This is a genomic window from Citreicella sp. C3M06 (assembly GCF_018860705.1).
Classification (GTDB): domain Bacteria; phylum Pseudomonadota; class Alphaproteobacteria; order Rhodobacterales; family Rhodobacteraceae; genus Salipiger.
The window spans coordinates 98,509-117,425 of record NZ_JAHKQA010000038.1; the positions used below are offsets into that span (position 1 = coordinate 98,509).

Sequence of the window (18,917 nt, forward strand, 5' to 3'; positions counted from 1 at the left end):
GGTTTGCTATGCCCGTGCCAAACGTGCAGGCGAGGAAAGCGATGACAACGGTCACGCCGATGATGGCGCAATATCTCGAAATCAAGTCCGGCCACCCGGACGCCCTGCTGTTTTATCGTATGGGCGATTTCTACGAGCTGTTCTTTGATGACGCCGCGGCGGCGGCCGAAGCGCTCGATATTGCGCTGACCAAACGCGGCAAGCATGACGGCGACGATATCCCGATGTGCGGCGTTCCGGTGCATAGCGCCGAGGGCTATTTGCTGACGCTGATCCGCAAGGGCTTTCGCGTTGCAGTCTGCGAGCAGATGGAAAGCCCCGCCGAGGCGAAAAAGCGCGGCGCCAAATCCGTGGTGCATCGCGAAGTGGTGCGTCTTGTCACCCCCGGCACGCTGACCGAGGAATCCCTGCTCGAGGCCCGCCGTCACAATTACCTCGCCGCGCTAACTGCGCTGCGCGACGACTGGGCGATCAGCTGGGCAGATATTTCCACCGGCGCGTTTCACGTCATGCCGCTGGGCCGCGCGCGCATCGGCGCGGAATTGGCACGGCTGGCACCATCGGAGTTGCTGGTATCAGACGCGGTCGACGAAGAGCTTCGCGCTGTATTCTCTGATTTGGGAATTGTTCCCACGATTCTAGGGCGCGCATCATTCGATAGCAGCAGCGCCGAGGCACGCCTGTGCGATCTCTTTGGGGTTCAAACACTTTCCGGCTTCGGGAATTTTTCCCGGCCTGAATTCTCCGCCATGGGTGCGCTGGTCGACTACCTCGACATCACCCAAAAGGGCCGCCTGCCCTTGCTTCGCCCACCGCAAAGCGAAGCGATCTCCCGACTGCTCCAGATCGACGCCTCGACCCGGCGCAATCTTGAACTGACCCATTCGATGAATGGCGGGCGCGCCGGATCGCTGCTGTCGGTCATAGACCGCACCGTGACCCCCGGAGGCGCGCGCCTGCTGGAACGCCGCGTCTCGTCGCCCTCGCGGGTCCTGCCAGTGATCCACGAACGGCTGGAGGCCATCGACTGGGCCATGGACACGCCGCAGGCGACAGCGCTTCGTGAACGGCTGCGCAAGGTACCGGATCTCGATCGCGCCTTGTCGCGCCTTGGCCTCGATCGTGGCGGCCCGCGTGATCTTGCCGCCGTGCGCAACGCGCTGGAACAGGCCGAGGACATCTCGGAGGCGCTGGCCGACGCCGATTTGCCGCCCCTGTTGTCCGAATCCCGCAAAGCCCTGCACGGCCACACCGATCTACTGTCCCTGCTGGATCAGGCCCTTGTCGCCGAACCGCCGCTACTCGCCCGCGATGGTGGCTTCATCGCGCCCGGTTATGATGCAGACCTCGACGCGTCGCGCCAATTGCGCGACGAAGGCCGCGGCGTCGTCGCCGGGATGCAGGCGCGCTATGCCGAACAGGCGGGGGTCTCCTCGCTGAAGATCAAGCACAACAATGTGCTGGGCTACTTCATCGAAACAACCGCGACCCATGCGGAAAAGATGATGTCCCCCCCGCTGAGCGACACTTTCATCCATCGTCAGACCACCGCCAATCAGGTCCGCTTTACCACGGTCGAGCTGTCGGCGCTGGAAACCCGGATCCTGAATGCCGCGGGAGATTGTCTCGAAATCGAGAAACGCCAATTCGCAAGCCTGCGCCGTGCCATCCTCGACAGCGCCCCGCAGCTATCGGAAACAGGCCTCGCACTCAGCGAGCTGGATCTCGCGCTCGGCCTGTCCGACCTCGCCCGCCAACAAGACTGGACCCGGCCAAAGGTCGACGACAGCCGCGCCTTCGATATCGTTGGAGGCCGCCACCCGGTCGTGGAACGCGCCCTGCAACAGCAAAATGCCGGCGCCTTCATTGCCAATGACTGCGCCCTGATGCCTCAAGGCGATGGCGCCGCGATCACCCTGCTCACTGGCCCCAACATGGCGGGTAAATCGACCTATCTGCGCCAGAATGCACTGATCGCTCTGCTCGCCCAGATGGGCAGCTTCGTGCCCGCGCAAAGCGCTCATGTCGGGCTGGTGTCCCAAGTCTTCAGCCGTGTCGGCGCGTCGGACGATCTCGCGCGCGGGCGATCGACCTTCATGGTGGAAATGGTCGAAACCGCCGCCATCCTCAATCAGGCAGACGAGCGCGCGCTGGTCATTCTCGACGAGATCGGCCGCGGCACGGCTACCTACGATGGCCTGTCCATCGCCTGGGCCACACTGGAACACCTGCACGCCAGCAACCGCGTGCGCGCCCTCTTCGCCACGCATTACCACGAACTGACCCAATTGGCCGGCAAGCTCAGCGGCGTCACCAATGCCACGGTCGCGGTCAAGGAGTGGGACGGCGAGGTCATTTTCCTGCACGAAGTCCGCAAGGGCGCCGCCGACCGCTCTTACGGCGTGCAGGTTGCCCAACTGGCGGGTCTGCCAAAGCCGGTGATCGACCGAGCCCGCACCGTGCTCGAAGCCTTGGAAAAGGGAGAGCGCGACCGACCCACGCCAAAAGCGCTGATCGACGATCTGCCGCTGTTCTCCGCCGCCGCCCAGGCCAGCCCGCCAGCAACGGGGCCGTCCCCCGTGGAACAACGCCTCACGGATCTCAACCCAGACGACCTCAGCCCGCGCGACGCCTTGCAGGCGCTGTACGATCTGAAGGCACTGATCAAAAACAACTGACGGCGCCCGAAAGCGCCGCCCCTGTCTTCTTCTGGCTGAAAATATCCCGGGGGTGTGGGGGCTGGCCCCCACTTTATCCCACGTGTGGGGCTGGCCTCACCCTGCCCGCTGCCTGCGATGCCTCGGCTCAACGGAGCCGTTGGCGCAGAAGCTGATTGCTCAGCTTGCAGGCATCGAGCTGACACCCACCTGCGCCGGACGCAGCAGGCGGTCATGCAACATGAAGCCCTCGGCAGAGACCTGAATGATCTCGCCAGCCTTGGTTCCCGGCAGCGGCGCTTCGAACATCGCTTCGTGTTCCTTCGGATCGAAGCGATCGCCGACCTTCGGGGTGATCGTGGTCATGCCATGCTTGGCAAACACATTGCTCAGCTCGCGCAGCGTCAGTTCAACGCCTTCGATCAGCGCCGGCGCCACGTTCTCTTCCCGCGCCGCATTCAGCGCCCGCTGAAGATTGTCGTAGATCGGCAGAAGATCGCGCGCCATGCGCGAGCCGCCATACTGCTGGGCCTCGCGGCGGTCCTTGTCGGCGCGCTTGCGGGCGTTCTCGGCATCGGCCAGGGCGCGCATGAAGCGGTCCTTGTAATCGTCCCGCTCGGCACGCAACTCGTCCAGAGCCAGCGCTTCGGGGTCGATCTCGGCCTCATCCTCGGCATAGGCCTCTGCCTCTGCCGATTCGATGTCATCGAGAAAATCGTCGTTCTTCGGGTCTGCCATGTCTTAACCTCTAGCTCCGTTCGGCAAGCAGCTTGCCGACCAGCTGGGCCGTGTAATCCACAATCGGAACGATCCGGCCATAGTTGAGGCGCGTGGGGCCGATGACCCCCACCGCACCGATGATCTTACGATCAGCGTTCATATAGGGAGACACCACCAGAGAGGAACCCGAAAGTGAGAAAAGTTTGTTCTCCGATCCGATAAAAATCCGAACCCCATCGCCGCTTTCCGCCAGATCAAGAAATTCCGCGATATCCCGCTTGCGCTCCAGATCGTCGAACAGGCTGCGGATACGGTCCAGCTCGTCGCTTTCGGCCTCACCGCCCAGCAGATTCGCCCGCCCGCGCACGATCAGCCGCGCCGAGCTGTCGGCATCGCCTTCCCAGCTGGCGATCCCCGCCTCGATCAGCTCGGCGGCAAGGCTGTCGATCTCCCGGCGTCGCCGCACGATCTCATCGCCCATGACACGCCGCAGCTCTGACAGGGTGCGCCCCTCGATCAGCGCGTTGAGAAAATTCGCTGCCTCGCGCATCGAACTGGGTGTCTGCCCGGGAGGCGGCTTGAACAGGCGGTTCTCGACATGGCCATCGGCAAAGACCAGCACGACCAGCGCCCGGTCATGCCCGAGGCTGACAAATTCGATATGCTTGATCGGGGCTTCATGCTTGGGTGTCAGCACAAGACTCGCGCCGTGGGTCACACCCGACAACGCCGTACTGACCCGGTCGAGCAGACCGCCGACATCCCCCGCCCCGGTGCCCCGCGTCGCATCCAGTGCCTCGCGATCCTGCACATCGAGATCGCGCACCTCGAGCAAGCCATCGACGAACATCCGCAAGCCGCGCTGCGTCGGAATCCGCCCCGCCGACACATGCGGGCTGTCCAGCAGGCCAAGGAATTCGAGATCCTGCATCACGTTGCGGATCGTCGCCGCCGATACCTTTTCCGACAGCGCGCGGCTCAGCGTGCGCGAGCCCACCGGCTCACCATTGTCGAGATAGCCCTCGACGACCTTGCGAAAAACTTCGCGCGAGCGATCATTCATCTGCGAGAGCAGGCTTTGGTCCTCTATCATATACATGCCCTCCGAAGCCGTCCGACCATTAAAGACGCTGTCATCCTGCCGTCAATCGGGGTTGCGGGGCTGGCGTGGCATCAGTATCCCGAACGCAACCGAGAAAGGGGTTCAGATGAGACCGTCAGGACGAGATTTAAGCGAAATGCGCGCCGTTTCAATCGAAACGAACGTTGTGAAACATGCCGAGGGCTCCTGCCTCATCCGGATCGGGGATACAGCCGTCATCTGCACCGCTTCGCTTGAAGAACGCGTGCCGCCGTTCATCAAGGGCTCGGGCCTCGGCTGGGTCACGGCGGAATACGGCATGCTGCCCCGATCGACCGGCAGCCGGATGCGCCGCGAGGCCGCCAGCGGCAAGCAAGGCGGGCGCACCGTCGAAATTCAGCGCCTGATCGGGCGCAGCCTGCGCGCCGGCGTCGATCGCGTTGCGCTTGGCGAACGCCAGATCACCATCGACTGCGACGTGATCCAGGCCGATGGCGGCACCCGCTGCGCGTCGATCACCGGCGGCTGGGTTGCGCTGAAACTGGCGGTGAACAAGCTGATCAAGGCGCGGGCAATCACCTCCGATCCGCTGGTATCGCCGGTTGCTGCCGTATCCTGCGGCATCTACGCGGGCCAGCCGGTGCTCGATCTCGACTATCCCGAGGACAGCGAAGCCGGCGTCGACGGAAACTTCATCTTACGCGCAGACGGTCAGTTGATCGAAGTGCAGATGTCTGCCGAGGGCGCGACCTTCAACCGCGAGCAGATGAGCACGCTGATGGACCTCGCCGAAAAAGGTGTGGCCGAGCTGGTCGCAGCGCAAAAGGCCGCCGTGGCATGACCCGCAAGTTCACTGGCGACCGACTTCTGGTCGCCACTCACAATGCCGGCAAACTCGTCGAGATCGCCGATCTGCTGAAACCTCACGGGGTTTCAGTGGTCGGCGCCGCCGAGATGAACCTGCCCGAACCGGTCGAGGATGGCACCACCTTCGTGCACAACGCCCGGCTCAAGGCCCACGCGGCGGCCAAGGCAACCGGTTTGCCCGCCCTCTCCGATGACAGCGGCATCGAGATCGACGCGCTGAACGGCGCTCCCGGCGTTTATACCGCCGACTGGGCCGAAACCCCGAACGGGCGCGATTTCGTCATGGCGATGACCCGCGCCCATGACGAGCTGGTCGCCAGCGGCGCGCCCCAGCCTTGGACAGCGCGGTTTTGCTGCACACTGGTCCTCGCTTGGCCCGATGGCCATGACGAGGTGTTCCCCGGCGTGATGGAAGGCCAGATCGTCTGGCCGATGCGGGGCAATCAGGGCCATGGCTACGACCCGGTGTTCCAACCCTCGGGCCATGACATCACCTTTGGCGAGATGGATCGCTTCGAAAAGAACCGCATCAGCCACCGCGCCGATGCCTTCAACAAATTCGTGACCGGCTGCTTTGGCTGACCTGTCCGACACGTGGCGCGCAGGAGGCCTTGGGCTTTACGTCCACTGGCCCTTCTGCGAAGCCAAATGCCCCTATTGCGATTTCAATTCGCATGTCGTCAGCCATGTCGACCAGTCGCGATGGGCCGAAGCGCTGGCCTCGGAAATTCGGCGCTATGGCGTGATGACCGAAGGCCGCGTGCTCAATTCGATCTATTTTGGCGGTGGAACACCGTCTCTGATGGACCCGCAAACCGTGCGCGCCGCGCTGGATGCATCGCGCGAGCACTGGGCCTGGGCCAATGACATCGAGATCACGCTTGAAGCCAACCCCCGCTCTGTCGAAATCCGCAAGTTCGAGGGTTTTTCCCTTGCCGGTGTGAACCGAGTTTCGCTTGGCGTTCAGGCGTTGCGGCCCGATGATCTGCGCAAACTCGGTCGCCTGCACGGGGTCGATGAAGCGCTGAGCGCCCTGAACGTGGCGAAATCTGTGTTCGACCGTGTGACCTTTGATCTTATCTATGCGCGGCAGGGGCAAACACTCAATGATTGGGGTACAGAACTTCGCGAAGCACTAGATATCGCGGGTGACCACCTGTCATTGTATCAGTTGACCATTGAACAGGGTACGGCTTTCTGGGATCGGTTTCAGGCGGGTGGCTTGCGCGGCTTACCTGACGAAGATCTCGGGGCCGATATGTACCTCGCAACGCAGGAAATCTGCGAAGCGCAGGGATTTTCCGCCTACGAAGTCTCAAATCACGCGCGCCCCGACGCAATGTCACGGCATAATATGGTATACTGGCGAGGTGGCGACTATGTCGGCGTCGGCCCTGGCGCGCATGGACGGGTCACGCTGAACGGCCATCGACATGCCACTGTTGCACGCCGGATGCCCGGAGACTGGTTGAACGCCAGTTTCCGAGACGAAACCGAGTGGCTGTCATCTAACGACGTCTGGAACGAATTCCTGATGATGGGGTTGCGCCTGTCCGAGGGCATCGACTCTGCGCGCGCAGCGCAGATTGGCGGCGAAAAGGCCGAAACGCTCGATCTGTCCAGCCTGATCGACATGGGCCTGATGTGGCAGACAAATGAGCGTTTTGGCGTGACGCAGAGCGGCCGGATGGTACTTAACACCCTGACCGCAGATCTGCTGACCGTGTAATCCTCAGCGCGCGGCGCTGAGGATCATGCAAAGCGTGTCTAGCTCTTCAAGCGTTTCATAGGAAATCGTCAGCTTGCCCGACTCAGTGCCAGCCTTGTGCCCGACCGAGACTTTCATGCCCAAGGCAGCGGACAGATCCCCCTCGAGCGCGCGTGTGTCCGCGTCTTTCTCCACCTCGGTCACACCTGGCATGTTCACCACCTTGGGCCGCGCCGGTTGATTTTCAGCCCGCAAGAGCGCTTCGGCCTGACGCACCGAAAGCTTCTTGCGGATGATTTCTTCCGCCATGGTTTCGGGATCGCGGGACGTCACCAGTGTTCGGGCATGACCGGCCGAAAGTTCCCCAGCGCGCACGTATTCCTGAACTTGATCGGGCAGATTAAGCAGCCGCAGCAGGTTGGCAATATGAGACCGGCTTTTCCCCAACGCCTCTGCGATCCGCTCTTGAGTGTGTCCAAACTTGAACATCAAGGCCTTGTAACCCGCCGCTTCTTCAATCGCGTTCAGGTCCGCACGCTGAATGTTCTCGATGATCGCGATCTCAAGGGTTTCCTGGTCATCAAGGTCGCGAACCAGAACCGGAAGCTCATGCACCTGAGCAAGCTGCGCCGCGCGCCAGCGACGTTCCCCTGCGACGATTTCAAACTTTTCAGGATCGCTCGGAGCAACACGCACGATCAGCGGCTGGATGATGCCCTTGGCCTTGATCGATTCTGACAGTTCGCTTAGCTGGGCATCGGTAAACGTCCGGCGCGGCTGGTCCTTGTTCGGGATAATCTTCTCGATCGGCACAAGTCGATCAGGGGTCTTTGGTGTCGTCTCGATTTCGGGTTTTCCTGGATTGATGTCAACATCGGACATGAGCGCAGACAGACCTCGCCCGAGTCCGCGCCGCTGTTCCCTTTTCTCTGACATGACTGCTCTTCCTTTTATTCTTTGAGTTGGGCTCAGGCGGCCAGACGCGCATTCTTGCGCAACAACTCCTCGGCGAGATCGCGATAAGCGACAGCCCCCTTGGATTGACTGTCATAGCTCAGCACGGGCATTGCGTAAGACGGCGCTTCACTTACCCGAACGTTGCGCGGGATGACTGTCGCAAAGACAAGATCACCCAGATTTTCGCGAGCGTCGTCTTCGACCTGCTTCGACAGGTTGTTGCGCGCGTCATACATGGTCAGCAGAACCCCCTCGATCCGCAAATCTGGATTGGCAGACTGGCGAACCTCGCGAACGGTCAGCATCAGTTGCGACAACCCTTCAAGCGCAAAGAACTCACTTTGGAGTGGAACGAGAACAGAATGCGCAGCAACCATCGCGTTTACTGTCAGCAAATTGAGCGACGGAGGGCAATCAATCAGGATATAATCGAAGCCAAACCCATCGATCTCGGTTCGACGAAGGGCATCATGCAGCAAAAAACTGCGCTTTTCATTAGAGAACAGCTCGATATCCGCGGAGCTAAGATCAACGGTCGCCGGGATCAGCGAGATATTGGTGTGACGGGTTTCAAGAATGACGTCGCTGAGCGCAAGCTCATCAACCAACAGCTCGTAGGTTGTGTTTGTGCGGTTTTCTACATCGATGCCGAGACCGGTCGACGAATTCCCCTGAGGATCGAGATCCACGACCAGAATCTTGAGCCCACGCTCAGCAAGAGCGGCACCGAGATTGATCGTTGTCGTTGTCTTACCGACGCCTCCCTTCTGGTTGGCAATCGCGATGATTTTTGGCCCGCTGGGGCGCGAGGGGTCATACATGGGCCAATGCTCCAATGGAAAGGACGACGGCGTTGGGGTCAGTTACACTTCTACGATGGCAACAGCTGAAATTCCACGATTTCCGTGCTGCAGTGAGTTCTTTTTTCCAATTTACGCCCTTCAGAAACAAGGCGGTTCCATCCTCGGCCATATGCCGCTCAGCAAACCCTAGAAGGGTTTCAAGATCTGCAAGAGCACGTGCACTCAGGACCGTGGCATTCTGCGGCTCGAGCGCTTCGATTCTCTCCGCCAGCACGTTCGCGACCACCCCTGTCTCTCGCAGGACTTGGCGAAGAAAAACGCACTTTCTCTGATCGCTTTCGACAAGAGTGACTTTCAACTGTGGTGCAAGCTCTACCCGAAGGATTGCAATGACCAGCCCGGGAAATCCACCCCCAGCCCCAAGATCCAGCCAGTGACCTTCGGCTTGATCAAAAAGCGTGAACAGCTGCGCAGAATCGAGGATATGTCGATTCCAACTATTTTGAATCGTTGAATTCGACACAAGATTGATCTTCGGCGACCACTTCATAAGTAGTTGCTGAAACACTTCAAGCCGCTGCAGTGTTTCACGTGAAACATCCAACCCCGGGAGCAAGTCGCTCATGCGCTGCGCACCTCAGAAAAGCGACGAATCCGGAGCAAGAGCAAGGAAAGAGCTGCAGGCGTAATACCGTCAACCTTCCCCGCTTGCGACAGGTTCTTCGGGCGCGCACGCGATAGCTTCTGCTTCAACTCATGAGAGAGCCCTTCGACCAGATCGAAATTAAAATCGACAGGAATCTCAAGTGCTTCATCACGTCGTAGCGCTGCAACATCACGCTCTTGGCGCTGGATATAATTGGCATATAGAGCGTCCTTTTGCAGCTGCTCCGCGATAGGCTGATCAATCTCCGAGAAGGAATCCTCTGCCTTTTTCAGACTGTCGATGGTGACATCTGGAAACGACAACAACTGGTAACCTGTCCTTCTCTGCCCATCGGCTGAGGCAGGTATTCCCATCGCGACAATCTCCCGAGATGAGAAGCTACGCTCATTGAGCAGCTTCTTACCTGCGTCAAGCTGTCGCTGCTTCCGTTCAAACAGTGACTTACGACGCTCAGATACACAACCGAGGGCGATGGCGCGCGGTGTCAGACGTTGATCTGCATTGTCAGCACGAAGAGACAGCCGAAATTCAGCCCGAGAGGTAAACATCCGATATGGTTCAACCACTCCCCTGGTCGTGAGGTCATCCACCATAACCCCAATATAAGAATCAGCGCGACCAAACAGAACAGGCTCCAAACCTCTGGCCTCCTGCGCAGCGTTCAGACCTGCCACAAGACCTTGTGCAGCCGCCTCTTCGTACCCTGTCGTACCATTGATCTGCCCCGCCAAGAAAAGGCCTGGAAGGTTACGAACACCAAGCCGTAGATCCAGAGACCTTGGATCGACGAAGTCATATTCAATCGCATAGCCTGGCTGCGTGATCTCAACGTTTTCTAGACCTGAAATCGATCGGACATAGGACAATTGCACATCTATTGGCAACGATGTGGAGATTCCGTTCGGATAGATCGTGTGGTCATCCAGGCCCTCAGGTTCCAGAAATATCTGGTGAGAGTCCTTATCAGAAAACCGCACGACTTTATCTTCGATCGAGGGGCAATACCTCGGCCCAACACCTTCGATGTGCCCACCATACATCGCAGATTGGTGGAGGTTTTCGCGGATGATATCATGCGTCTTTGAGTTCGTGTGCGTGATACCGCAGCTTACCTGCCGCACGACGGGTGCCTTGGACAAAAAAGAAAACAGGACCGGCTCATCATCTCCAGGCTGTTCATCGAGTATCGACCAGTTGATGGTGCGACCATCAAGGCGAGGCGGAGTACCAGTCTTCAAGCGCCCTAGTTCGAGCCCCAAGGAGTCGATCCGCTGAGCAAGGCGGACCGAGGGCTGATCACCCATGCGCCCACCTGGTCTCTTTTGATCCCCAATGTGGATTACGCCGCGCAGGAATGTACCTGTCGTCAACACAACTGTAGGTGTCGCGATTTCGCTACCGTCGGCGAGCGTAACTCCGCCTACCTTGCCATCTACAGACAGAAGATCGACGACCTCGCCCTTCACAATTGTAAGATTTTGCGTGTCAGCAAGCTCGCTCTGCATTGCCTTACGATAGATTCCCCGATCAGCCTGAGCACGCGGCCCCTGCACAGCGGGGCCCTTTCGGCGATTCAATAGGCGGAACTGAATCCCTGCACGATCTGCAATCCGCCCCATGACGCCATCCATCGCGTCTATCTCACGTACAAGATGCCCCTTCCCGAGCCCACCGATCGCTGGATTGCAGGACATCACCCCGATCCCGTCAAGTGTCAGCGTAATCAACGCAGTTCGTGCTCCGAAACGCGCGGAGGCCGCTGCGGCTTCGGCTCCTGCATGGCCTCCGCCAACAACCACAACATCAAAATCGCGATGTTTCACGTGAAACACTCCTACTTGCCGATACAGAAACTTGAGAATATCTCGTCTAGCAGATTCTCAACGTCAATACGACCGATCAAAACCTCAAGCGCACGAATGGCCGTGCGGATTTCTTCTGCAGAGAGGTCGTATCGTTCCGGACCAAATGCCAAATGTGCAAGCGCTTGCTTGAGCCAGTTCTGACCGGCGAGAAAGGCGACACGATGCCGCTCACGCGATGCCAACCCGGCGGACGAAACCCTGTCTTTCAGAAGATCACCAATCTGACCGACCAGCTCATCGATCCCCTGCCCCGTTACCGCCGAAATCCCGCCATCAATGCCGGTGATGTCTGACTTTGACCGTACGACGATGTCATCAGGGCTCAAGTCAATTTCTGGCGAGACGCCATCCCCCAAGAGCAGAACGCGCAAATCGGACGTTTTTGCACGCTCAAGTGCACGTGAGATGCCGATCTGCTCCACATAATCGTCTGTCTCGCGAAGGCCTGCAGTATCAAGAAGAGTCACAGGAAGGCCATCAATCTCCATCCTTACTTCAATCACATCTCTCGTGGTACCCGCGAGCTCGGATGTGATCGCGGCCTCTCGACCAGCGAGCGCATTTAGCAACGTCGACTTTCCGACATTTGGGGCACCAACGATTGCGACTTCAAAACCAGTTCGCAACCTTTCTGCAGCGGAGATTCCAGAAATTTCGCGCTCAAGGGACTGAATCGTCTCTTTGACGAGGTAGCTTACCCGTTCGGTAACGTCGACAGGCACCTCTTCATCCGCGAAATCAATGACCGCCTCAAGCAGCGATGCGGCCTCAATCAACTGCTTGCGCCAGAGTTCTATCCGTTCACCAAGCTTCCCGGAAAAAACACGCAGCGCCTGCACACGCTGACTTTCTGTTTCGGCTTCTATGAGATCCGACAAAGCTTCAACCTGGGTCAAGTCCAGCCGGTTGTTTTCAAGCGCCCGTCGAGTGAACTCCCCCGCTTCGGCGAGCCGCAACCCGTCAAATTCGGACAGCCGCCGGAGAACAGCCCGTTGCGTCGCGATGCTGCCATGCAAGTGAAGTTCTGCGACTTTTTCGCCGGTGAAACTTGCGCCCTCGTCGAACACAAGTACCAGCGCTTCGTCCAGAACCTCGCCACACGCATCGCGCAAGCGGCGCAGCGAGGATTGCCGCGGCAGAGGCACTGATCCGGTCAACGCCCGGACAGCGTCCCACGCGCGCGGACCGGATACCCGAACCACCGCGACTCCGGCTTTCCCGGGCGCGCTTGCAAGAGCGAAGATGCTGTCCAATCCGGCCTCCCGGGGCGACGCTTAACTGTTCATCGAGTCAAAGAATTCGCTGTTTGTCTTGGTCTGCTTCAGCTTCGACAACAGGAATTCGATGGCATCGGTGGTGCCCATCGGGTTGAGAATACGGCGTAGCACGAAGGTTTTCTGCAGGTCGACCTTGTCGATCAGAAGATCTTCCTTCCGGGTCCCCGATTTCAGGATGTCGAGCGCCGGGAACACCCGCTTGTCGGCGATCTTGCGATCGAGCACGATCTCGGAGTTGCCGGTGCCCTTGAATTCTTCAAAGATGACTTCGTCCATCCGGCTGCCAGTGTCGATCAGCGCCGTTGCGATGATGGTTAGCGAGCCGCCCTCTTCGATATTCCGTGCCGCACCAAAGAACCGTTTTGGGCGCTGCAGCGCGTTGGCATCCACACCGCCCGTTAGCACCTTGCCGGAGCTCGGAACCACGGTGTTGAAAGCTCTACCAAGCCTTGTGATCGAATCAAGAAGAATAACCACATCTCGCTTGTGTTCGACGAGCCGCTTAGCTTTTTCGATGACCATCTCGGAGACAGCAACGTGCCGCGTGGCCGGTTCGTCAAAGGTTGAAGAAATCACCTCCCCCTTCACCGAACGCTGCATGTCGGTCACTTCTTCAGGTCTCTCGTCGATCAGCAGAACGATGAGATAACATTCGGGATGGTTCTTTTCGATGCTGCTCGCGATGTTCTGCAACAGTACCGTCTTGCCGGTGCGCGGCGGTGCAACGATCAGCGAGCGCTGGCCCTTCCCGATAGGCGACACCAGGTCGATGATCCGTGCCGAACGATCACGGATTGTCGGATCTTCGACCTCCATTTTCAGGCGCTCGTCGGGATAGAGCGGCGTCAGGTTGTCGAAGGCGATCTTGTGACGCGCCTTTTCGGGATCTTCGAAGTTGATCAGCGTCACGTCGACCAGCGCAAAGTAGCGCTCGTCGTTGTCGGGCGCCTTCATTTCACCGTCGACGGTGTCGCCGGTGCGCAGCGAATACTTCCGGATCATGTCGGGCGAGACGTAGATGTCGTCAGGACCAGGCAGATAGTTTGCCTCGGGCGAGCGCAAGAATCCGAAACCGTCCTGCAAGACCTCAAGCACGCCGTCGCCGAAGATCTGCCAGTCTTCGTCGGCCCGCTCGCGCAGGATCTGGAACATCATCTCGCCCTTGCGCATGGTCGAGGCGTTTTCGATTTCGAGCTCCTCCGCCATGGCGAGGAGATCCTTGGGGCTCTGGGCCTTCAGGTCGGAGAGGTTGAGCTTTTCGATGCTCATTACATATCCTTCCGGGCCGTAGGAGCGGCCACAATGTCATACTGTCTTCGGGAAACTGTCTGCCCGGACGGGCTTGAGGATCGGATCTAATGATCAGCGCCCTGTGAGTCAATCTTTGCGTGACGCGTATCCCCAGGACGCCTTTCTAAGAAAATAGAAAAGAAAGATTTAAGGATGATGTGGAAGTAAGGCCCGCGTTTTGCGGTGGATAATTGAGTCATCCCCGAGTTTTCCAGAACCAAACGTCCTGTGGATAAGTCGGTGTATCTTGTGTGGCCGACTCAGCGAGTTTTTTCCTAGAAACCCAATGAATGAAGGGTTTCAACGCACGAAAGCAATGGTTGAGAAACATGGGAAAACTTTCCTGAGCCGATCTCATCCACCGTTTGAAGTTATCCTTGTTCACAGGCGGAGGAATCGGCACGGGGCCATGGAGGACTCGGGAGTTTTCCACTGTCTTGAAAGTTCGGTGAATTTTCCCCAGAACAGTCCTACGCAAGATTCAGGATTTTTGAACAGGGTTTTCCACATGACGACGGCGCTTATCCTCGCCTCCGGGTCCGAAATCCGGGCGCAGATGTTGCGCAATGCGGGGGTTCCGCACCGAATCGAGCCTGCAAGAATCGATGAACAGGCCATCCGGCTGGCGCTTGAAGCCGAAGGCGCGTCGCCACGTGATCTCGCGGACGCGCTGGCCGAGTACAAGGCGCGCAAAGTATCCACAAGGTCGCCTGGCAGCTTCGTCCTGGGATGCGATCAGGTGCTTGCCTTCGATCACAAGGTCTTTGCCAAACCCGAAACCCCCGAAGACGCGCGCAATCAGCTGCAGAAACTGCGTGGCCAGCGGCATCAGCTGCTGTCGGCGGCGGTGATCTATCAGGACGGCGAGCCGGTCTGGCGTCATGTTGGCGTGGCACGTCTGATGATGCGCGAGCTGTCCGACGCTTACCTGGACGATTACATTGCACGCAACTGGGACAGCATTCGCCATTCCGTGGGCGGCTACAAGATAGAGGAAGAGGGCGTGCGGCTGTTCGCACGCGTCGACGGAGATCATTTCACCGTGCTTGGCCTTCCCCTGCTGGAATTGCTTTCCTTTCTTATCGACCGGGGGATCATCGCATCATGACTGTACCTTCCATTCCTCTTGCTGGTGTCATCGGTGCGCCCGTTGCTCATTCCCGGTCGCCGCGCCTGCATGGTCATTGGCTGCGCGCCTATGGCCTGCCGGGTCATTACGTTCCGCTTGAGATCGCCGCCGAAGATTTCGAGGCCGCTGTCCGTACCCTGCCCAAACTTGGTTTCGTCGGGGTTAACGTGACCATTCCCTACAAGGAAAAGATGCTCGAAATCGCCGATGTGGTGTCTGATCGTGCGACGCGGATTGGTGCGGTGAACACCGTGATATTTCGCGCGGATGGCAAGATTCACGCTGATAATACAGATGGTTACGGATTCATTGAAAACCTGCGCCAAGGTGCACCCGGCTGGGATGCTGCGGCGGGGCCGGCCGTGGTGTTTGGCGCGGGGGGCGCGGCTCGCGCGGTAATCGCGTCACTTCTGGAACTGGGCGCGCCCGAAATCCGGCTGACCAACCGCACACGGCTGCGCGCCGATGCGCTCAAGAATGAATTCGGCAGCCGGGTGCGGGTGGTCGAATGGGTGCAGGCTGGCAACGTGCTGGATGACGCCGCTCTGGTGGTCAATTCGACCTCGCTCGGCATGGCCGGGAAGGCAGAACTGCGGGTGCCGCTCGATGGTCTTCGCAAGGGAACGGTGGTGACCGATCTGGTATATACGCCGCTTCAGACGCGGTTCCTGAGAGTGGCCGCAGAGCAGGGCTGCACCTGCGTCGATGGTCTGGGAATGCTGATCCATCAAGCAGTTCCGGGGTTTGAGCGCTGGTTCGGTAAACGCCCCGAGGTAGACGAGGCGACCCGCGCAGCGATCCTGTGATGCGCTTTCGGCTCGGGCTGACCGGTTCTATCGGAATGGGGAAATCGACCACCGCGCAGATGTTTGCCGAGGAAGGCTGTGCGTTGTGGGACGCGGACGCGGCTGTGCACCGGTTATATGCAAAGGGCGGCGCGGCCGTCGATCCTATGCGAGAAATATTTCCGGATGCGATCGTTGACGGCGCAATATCACGGGACCACTTGCGCGCGATCATCGCCGCCGACCCCACCGCCCTGCCCCGGATCGAGGCGCTGGTGCATCCGCTTGTCCGTCAGGATCGGGAGCATTTTGCTGCGGCACAGGATGGTATCGGTGTGTTCGACATTCCGTTGCTGTTTGAAACCGGCGCTGAGGCCGAGATGGATGCCGTTGCCTGCGTCAGCGTTCCACAGGACGAACAGCGTGCGCGGGTGCTGGCGCGCGGCACCATGAGCGCGGCGGATCTGGACCGTATTCTAAGCCGTCAGATGCCGAACCAAGACAAATGCGCAAAAAGCGATTACGTCATATTTACCGACACGCTGGACCATGCACGCCAGCAGGTCGTCGAAATCATGACGGATATCAGGAGCAGGCAGGATGCGTGAGATCGTTCTCGACACCGAAACCACGGGTTTCGAGCCGGAAACCGGTGACCGGATCGTGGAAATCGGCGCGGTAGAGCTGTTCAACCACGTGCCGACAGGGAATACCTATCACCAATACATCAATCCCGAACGCTCGATGCCGCAAGAAGCGTTTCAGGTGCACGGGCTGGGAGACGATTTCCTGCGCGACAAGCCCAAGTTCGCGAAAATCGTCGACGAGTTCCTCGCCTTTGTCGGCGATAGCAAGATGGTGATCCACAACGCCAGTTTTGACGTGAAATTCCTCAACGCCGAACTGAAATGGGCTGGAAAGCCTCAGTTTCCAAAGGGTTGCGCCATCGACACGCTGGATATCGCGCGCCGGAAATTTCCCGGCTCGCCCGCGTCGCTGGATTCGCTGTGTCGGCGCTTTGGCATCGACAATTCGTCGCGCACGCTGCACGGCGCGCTTCTCGACTCGGAAATCCTTGCTGAGGTATATCTAGAGCTTATCGGCGGAAAACAGCCAGATCTGGTGCTTGCACCCGCGCGGCAAAAGGGCAATGACGGCCCGTCCGATGATGATTGGCGCCCGCAAAGGCGCCGCGAACCGCTGCCGTCGCGCCTTACGGAAAACGAAAAGGCGGCTCACGCCGCCTTCGTTGAAAAACTTGGGGCAAACGCCCTGTGGTCGCGCTGACTCAGGCGTCGAGCTTCTGTTCGCCCGAGGCATTGGCCTGCTGACGGCGCGCGATCTCGTTGCGGTACAGCGCCACAAAGTCGATCATCTCGAGGTTCAGCGGCGGGAAACCGCCATCGCGGGTCACATCGGAAATGATCCGACGCGCGAAGGGGAACAGCATCCGGGGGCATTCGATCAGCAGGAACGGATGCATCTGGTCTTCGGGCACGTTCTCGATGTGGAACACACCGGCGTAGTCCATTTCAAGGATGAACAGCGTGTCGTTGGTGCCCTTGGATTTGGATTCGACCTTCAGCTTGATGACCACCTCGAACTGGTGCTCGACATTGCGCTTCTTGGCGTCGAGGTTGACCTGAACCTGAACGTCGGGCTGCACCTCGCCGGTGGAGCCTTTCTGCGCAAGGATGTTCTCGAACGACATGTCACGCACGAATTGCGCAAGAACGTTCATCTTGACCGGCGCCGGGGCGGCTGCGCTTGCCTGCCCGTTCGGGTTTTCCTGCTGGTATTCAGCCATTTTCGTGTCTCTCCTCGGAAAAGCTTTGTTCTGCAATAGCAGCCTCGCGGGCGTGCCTCAATGCTTCGTCCAGCCCGAACCGGGGTGGTTTGGGCGTTTGTCAGACGACACTTCGGTGTAATCTGCGTCGATGACGTCGCGGTTGGCGGGCCGCTGCGGCGCGGGGCGCGCGCCCATCTCGAACCGTGTGACTTTCACCCGGGCGGCGATGTGGCGCATCACGGCGCTGCGCACCCCCGGCACCAACAACGCAAAGCCGCAGGCATCGGTGAAAAACCCCGGTGTCAGCAGCAAGGCACCGGCCAGCAGGATCATCGCGCCATGCGCCAGCGGCGTGGTTGGATCTTCGAGCCGCGAGAAAGACCCCTGCAATTGGCCAAGCGCCCGCAACCCCTGCGAACGCACCAGCGATGTGCCGATGATCGCGGTGATCACCACGATGGCCAGCGTCGGCCAGAGGCCGATCAGGCTTCCGACCTGGATGAACAGGCCGATTTCGATCAGTGGCACCATGAGGAATGCCAGAAAAAGCCACATGCGCGGTCTCCTATCGTCTCGCGGGCCGGTAGACTTGAGCGGGCCCAGCCCCTACATAAGACGGAACCACACGATTTTCCACGTTTGCCCCCGAATGAGGTGACAATGAACACGCCCATCGTCCAGCTTCTGGTTCTTGCCGGGATCGCAATATTTCTGATCCTGAGACTGCGCAGCGTGCTGGGGACACGGGACGGGTTCGAAAAACCTAAGGCCCCGGCCCCCGCGAACCGCAGCGACCGCCGCCCCGATTTCGAGGTGATCGAAGGCGGTCCCGATCTCGACATCACCGACCATGTCTCCGAAGGCAGCCCCGCCGCCGAAGCGCTGGCGCAGATGAAACGCGCCGATCCCGCGTTCAATGTCGGCGAATTTCTTGGCGGCGCGCGCGGTGCCTACGAGATGATCCTGATGGGCTTTGAAAACGGCGACATCGAGGATCTGCGCGATTTTCTGTCCCCCGAGGTCTACGAGAGCTTCGAAGAGGTGATCGAACAGCGCCGTCAGCAGGGCCTGACCATCGAGGCGAGTTTCGCAGGCGTTCGCGAAATGACGCTTGTGGATGCAACTTTTGACGAGGCGAGCCGCCGCGGCGAAGTGACCGTGAAATATGTTGGCGAACTGACCCAAGTGGTCAAGAATGCCGCAGGAGAGGTGATCGAAGGGTCGGCCACCTCGGTGACCAAACAGAAGGACGTGTGGACCTACGGCCGCATCATGGGAAGCGACGATCCCAACTGGCAGCTTGTGGCGACCGACGAATAAGA

Annotated in this window: 19 protein-coding genes; 9 read left to right on the forward strand and 10 right to left on the reverse strand. The window is 59.4% G+C overall.

Features of this window, described 5'->3' with window-relative positions:
* Positions 1 to 41 precede the first annotated feature (41 nt).
* Positions 42 to 2,678: a DNA mismatch repair protein MutS gene (gene mutS, locus KO516_RS07470; RefSeq protein ID WP_252737462.1), complete on the forward strand. Its 2,637-nt coding sequence runs from the start codon at positions 42 to 44 to the stop codon at positions 2,676 to 2,678.
* A 159-nt stretch (positions 2,679 to 2,837) separates the two neighbouring features.
* On the opposite strand, the gene KO516_RS07475 is transcribed toward mutS, so the two are convergent.
* Positions 2,838 to 3,395 (reverse strand): nucleotide exchange factor GrpE, encoded by a 558-nt coding sequence (locus KO516_RS07475; RefSeq protein WP_216003158.1) that lies wholly within the window; start codon positions 3,393 to 3,395, stop codon positions 2,838 to 2,840.
* A gap of 10 nt (positions 3,396 to 3,405) precedes the next feature.
* Entirely contained in the window at positions 3,406 to 4,470 is a 1,065-nt protein-coding gene (hrcA, locus tag KO516_RS07480; RefSeq protein ID WP_216003159.1) for a heat-inducible transcriptional repressor HrcA, read from the reverse strand.
* Between the two features lie 115 nt (positions 4,471 to 4,585).
* Here hrcA and rph point away from each other — a divergent pair, with 115 nt between their 5' ends.
* The 3 genes from rph to hemW are packed head-to-tail and all read left to right on the forward strand — an operon-like array spanning position 4,586 to position 7,054.
* Positions 4,586 to 5,299: a ribonuclease PH gene (gene rph, locus KO516_RS07485; RefSeq protein WP_216003160.1), complete on the forward strand. Its 714-nt coding sequence runs from the start codon at positions 4,586 to 4,588 to the stop codon at positions 5,297 to 5,299.
* Entirely contained in the window at positions 5,296 to 5,907 is a 612-nt protein-coding gene (gene rdgB / locus KO516_RS07490) for an RdgB/HAM1 family non-canonical purine NTP pyrophosphatase (RefSeq protein WP_216003161.1), read from the forward strand. The genes rph and rdgB overlap by 4 nt, the downstream gene beginning before the upstream one ends.
* A 1-nt stretch (position 5,908) precedes the next feature.
* Positions 5,909 to 7,054, forward strand: a complete 1,146-nt coding sequence (gene hemW, locus KO516_RS07495; RefSeq protein WP_216003228.1) for a radical SAM family heme chaperone HemW — start codon at positions 5,909 to 5,911, stop codon at positions 7,052 to 7,054.
* 3 nt (positions 7,055 to 7,057) lie between these two features.
* On the opposite strand, the gene KO516_RS07500 is transcribed toward hemW, so the two are convergent.
* Genes KO516_RS07500 through rho form a run of 6 tightly spaced genes read right to left on the reverse strand, consistent with a single transcriptional unit; the run spans position 7,058 to position 13,871 of the window.
* Entirely contained in the window at positions 7,058 to 7,969 is a 912-nt protein-coding gene (locus KO516_RS07500) for a ParB/RepB/Spo0J family partition protein (protein ID WP_216003162.1), read from the reverse strand.
* 32 nt (positions 7,970 to 8,001) lie between these two features.
* Complete coding sequence (locus tag KO516_RS07505) at positions 8,002 to 8,811, reverse strand: ParA family protein (RefSeq protein ID WP_216003163.1); 810 nt, start codon at positions 8,809 to 8,811, stop codon at positions 8,002 to 8,004.
* Positions 8,804 to 9,418 carry a 16S rRNA (guanine(527)-N(7))-methyltransferase RsmG gene (gene rsmG, locus KO516_RS07510; protein ID WP_216003164.1) on the reverse strand — a complete coding sequence of 205 codons (615 nt, stop codon included), beginning with the start codon at positions 9,416 to 9,418 and terminating at the stop codon, positions 8,804 to 8,806. The genes KO516_RS07505 and rsmG overlap by 8 nt, the downstream gene beginning before the upstream one ends.
* The gene (gene mnmG, locus KO516_RS07515; RefSeq protein ID WP_216003165.1) at positions 9,415 to 11,283 is read right to left on the reverse strand and encodes a tRNA uridine-5-carboxymethylaminomethyl(34) synthesis enzyme MnmG; all 1,869 of its coding nucleotides are present in this window, start codon (positions 11,281 to 11,283) and stop codon (positions 9,415 to 9,417) included. Before mnmG ends, rsmG begins: the two co-directional genes overlap by 4 nt.
* An 11-nt stretch (positions 11,284 to 11,294) precedes the next feature.
* Entirely contained in the window at positions 11,295 to 12,578 is a 1,284-nt protein-coding gene (mnmE, locus tag KO516_RS07520) for a tRNA uridine-5-carboxymethylaminomethyl(34) synthesis GTPase MnmE (RefSeq protein WP_216003166.1), read from the reverse strand.
* 21 nt (positions 12,579 to 12,599) lie between these two features.
* A complete protein-coding gene (gene rho / locus KO516_RS07525) occupies positions 12,600 to 13,871 on the reverse strand; it encodes a transcription termination factor Rho (RefSeq protein WP_216003167.1) in 1,272 nt (423 codons plus the stop codon).
* Between the two features lie 529 nt (positions 13,872 to 14,400).
* On the opposite strand from rho, the gene KO516_RS07530 reads away from it, so the two are divergent.
* Genes KO516_RS07530 through dnaQ form a run of 4 tightly spaced genes read left to right on the forward strand, consistent with a single transcriptional unit; the run spans position 14,401 to position 17,093 of the window.
* Positions 14,401 to 15,000 carry a nucleoside triphosphate pyrophosphatase gene (locus tag KO516_RS07530; protein WP_216003229.1) on the forward strand — a complete coding sequence of 200 codons (600 nt, stop codon included), beginning with the start codon at positions 14,401 to 14,403 and terminating at the stop codon, positions 14,998 to 15,000.
* Entirely contained in the window at positions 14,997 to 15,827 is an 831-nt protein-coding gene (locus tag KO516_RS07535) for a shikimate dehydrogenase (protein ID WP_216003168.1), read from the forward strand. The genes KO516_RS07530 and KO516_RS07535 overlap by 4 nt, the downstream gene beginning before the upstream one ends.
* Positions 15,827 to 16,414 carry a dephospho-CoA kinase gene (gene coaE / locus KO516_RS07540; protein WP_216003169.1) on the forward strand — a complete coding sequence of 196 codons (588 nt, stop codon included), beginning with the start codon at positions 15,827 to 15,829 and terminating at the stop codon, positions 16,412 to 16,414. The genes KO516_RS07535 and coaE overlap by 1 nt, the downstream gene beginning before the upstream one ends.
* Positions 16,407 to 17,093, forward strand: coding sequence for a DNA polymerase III subunit epsilon (gene dnaQ, locus KO516_RS07545; RefSeq protein WP_216003170.1), 687 nt, complete (start codon positions 16,407 to 16,409; stop codon positions 17,091 to 17,093). Before coaE ends, dnaQ begins: the two co-directional genes overlap by 8 nt.
* Position 17,094: 1 nt before the next feature.
* Here the strand turns inward: dnaQ and secB are convergent, their stop codons facing one another.
* Complete coding sequence (gene secB, locus KO516_RS07550) at positions 17,095 to 17,613, reverse strand: protein-export chaperone SecB (RefSeq protein WP_216003171.1); 519 nt, start codon at positions 17,611 to 17,613, stop codon at positions 17,095 to 17,097.
* 57 nt (positions 17,614 to 17,670) lie between these two features.
* On the reverse strand, positions 17,671 to 18,150 hold the full coding sequence (locus KO516_RS07555; RefSeq protein ID WP_216003172.1) for an FxsA family protein: 480 nt from the start codon (positions 18,148 to 18,150) through the stop codon (positions 17,671 to 17,673).
* A gap of 105 nt (positions 18,151 to 18,255) precedes the next feature.
* Between KO516_RS07555 and KO516_RS07560 the strand changes: the two genes are divergently transcribed.
* On the forward strand, positions 18,256 to 18,915 hold the full coding sequence (locus KO516_RS07560) for a Tim44/TimA family putative adaptor protein (RefSeq protein WP_216003173.1): 660 nt from the start codon (positions 18,256 to 18,258) through the stop codon (positions 18,913 to 18,915).
* The last annotated feature ends 2 nt before the right edge of the window (positions 18,916 to 18,917 follow it).